Origin of the sequence: Uliginosibacterium paludis, assembly GCF_039631355.1 — a bacterium.
GTDB lineage: Bacteria > Pseudomonadota > Gammaproteobacteria > Burkholderiales > Rhodocyclaceae > Uliginosibacterium > Uliginosibacterium paludis.
Window position 1 is genome coordinate 1 of sequence record NZ_JBDIVF010000001.1, and the last position, 2,486, is coordinate 2,486.

Annotated in this window: 1 protein-coding gene; it reads left to right on the forward strand. The window is 64.0% G+C overall.

What is annotated here, in order from left to right; all coding sequences use genetic code 11:
* The coding region (locus ABDB87_RS00005) for a VCBS domain-containing protein (protein WP_345922946.1) at window positions 1-2,486 on the forward strand (2,486 nt) is incomplete at both ends.

Genomic DNA, 2,486 nt, shown 5'->3' on the forward strand with positions numbered 1-2,486 from the left:
GTCGATCATCCGGTCACAGGCAGCCCGCTGGTGATCTCGCTCTCCAACGGCCAGAGCATCACCATTCCGGTCGGCAGTTCCTCCGCGTCCAGTGCCGCCTATGCGGTGCGCGCGGACGATGTGTATGCCCAGGGCGACACCGCGCTGAACGTCTCCATCACCGGCACCGCCGGTGGCCAGTACGAGGCGCTCACCACCACCTCTTCCGTCTCGACCACCGTGTCGGATGACACGGACATCACGACCGTGTCGATCACGGGCTCGGGCAGCGTCAATGAAGGCAGCTCGGCAAGCTATACCGTCTCGCTGACCAGCGTCGCCCAGACCGATGTCACCGTCACCCTCACCTACTCGGGCACGGCCGCCAAGGGCACGGACTTCACCGGCACGACCACGGTCACGATTCCGGCAGGCAGCAGTTCGGCGAACTTCTCTGTCGCCACGCTTCAGGACAATCTGGCCGAGGGCGCGGAAAATCTGATCGTGGGCATTGCCTCCGCCAACGGGGGCAACTTCGAGCATCTGGTGATTTCAACGACGGCAGGGGCAGTCACGACCACCATCGCTGACGATGACGTCGCTGGCGTGAGTGCCGTGTCGTCCAGCAGCGTGGCAGAAGGCGGCTACAACACCTTCACCGTCACGCTGTCGAACCCGAGCACCAGTGCGGTGACCACCACCCTCGCGCTGAGCTCCAGCGGCAGTTCCGCAGCCAGTATCGGAACCGACACCGGCACGGTCGAGTATTCAACCGACAACGGAAGCTCCTGGAGCACGTATGCCGGAAGCATCTCCGTGCCAGCTGGCAGCACGTCCTTCCTGGTTCGTGTCCAGGCCGTTGCAGACAACACTTACGAAGGCACGGAAACCTACACGCTGACCGCGACTGCCAACAGCGTTTCGGCTTCGGGAGTCGGCAGCATCACGAACGTGAATCATGCGCCGGTCGCAAGCAATGACACAGGCAGCGTGCTTGAAAACGGAACGCTCACCAGCACGGCCACGAGCAACGTTCTCGCCAATGACAACGACATCGACAGTGGCGACAGCAGATCAGTCACCGCGGTCAGCTTCGGGGGGACTGCAGGCAGCATCGGAAGCCAGATTGCCGGCACCTATGGCAGCCTCACGCTCAACAGCGATGGCAGCTACACCTACACTGCGAACACCGCTGCTGCTGAAGCACTGGGAGCAGGCGTCAAGGCGCACGACGTTTTCAGCTACACCATCCAGGACGCATCGGGCGCAAGCGCCACGGCAACACTGGACATCACGGTCACCGGCGTCAATGACGCGCCGATCCTGGCTGCCGTGACCCAGGCGACGATTACCGAAATAGACCAGAGCAGCAGCACGACGGACGCGGGTCTGGGCGGCACACTTTCGGCAAGCGATGTCGATTCGGCCAGCCTGACCTACGGCATCTCAGGCGGCACTGTGTCCGGCACTACGGTCACCCTGGTCGGCAGCTACGGCACGCTCACGCTCAACACCGCAACCGGTGCCTACAGCTACGCCAAGAACTCGTCCGCCATCGAAGCACTCGACAGTGGCGAAACCGGCACGGATGCCTTCACCTTCACCGTCAGTGACGGCGATGGTGCACTCGTGACCCGTCCCTTCACCGTCACCGTGACCGGGGCGGACGACGCGCCGGTGCTGGGCAGCGTCACCAATGCAACGATTGCCGAAGTCGATCAGAGCAGCAGCACGACCGACACCGGCCTGAGCGGCACCTTGTCCGGCAGCGATGTCGATGTGGAGACCCTGACCTACGGCATCACCGGCGGCACGGTGTCCGGTACGACCGTGACACTGGTCGGCAGCTACGGCACGCTCACGCTCAACACCGCAACCGGCGCCTACAGCTACGCCAAGAACTCGTCCGCCATCGAAGCACTCGACAGCGGCGAGACCGGCACCGACGCCTTCACCTTCACCGTCAGTGACGGCGACGGTGCGCTCGTGACCCGTCCCTTCACCGTCACCGTGACCGGCGCGGATGACGCGCCGGTGCTGGGCACCGTCACCAATGCCACGATTGCCGAAGTCGATCAGAGCAGCAGCACGACCGACACCGGCCTGAGCGGAACGCTCAGTGCTTCGGATGTGGATGTCGAGACGCTCACTTACGGCATCTCAGGCGGCACCGTCTCCGGTACGACCGTGACCCTGGTCGGCAGCTACGGCACGCTGACGCTCAACACCGCGACCGGTGCCTACAGCTACGCGAAGAACTCGTCCGCCATCGAAGCACTCGACAGTGGCGAGACCGGCACGGATGCCTTCACCTTCACCGTCAGTGACGGCGATGGTGCACTCGTGACCCGTCCCTTCACCGTGACCGTGACCGGGGCGGACGACGCGCCGGTGCTGGGCAGCGTCACCAATGCAACGATTGCCGAAGTGGATCAGAGCAGCAGCACGACCGACACCGGCCTGACCGGCACATTGTCCGGCAGTGACGTCGACGTGGAGACGCTCAC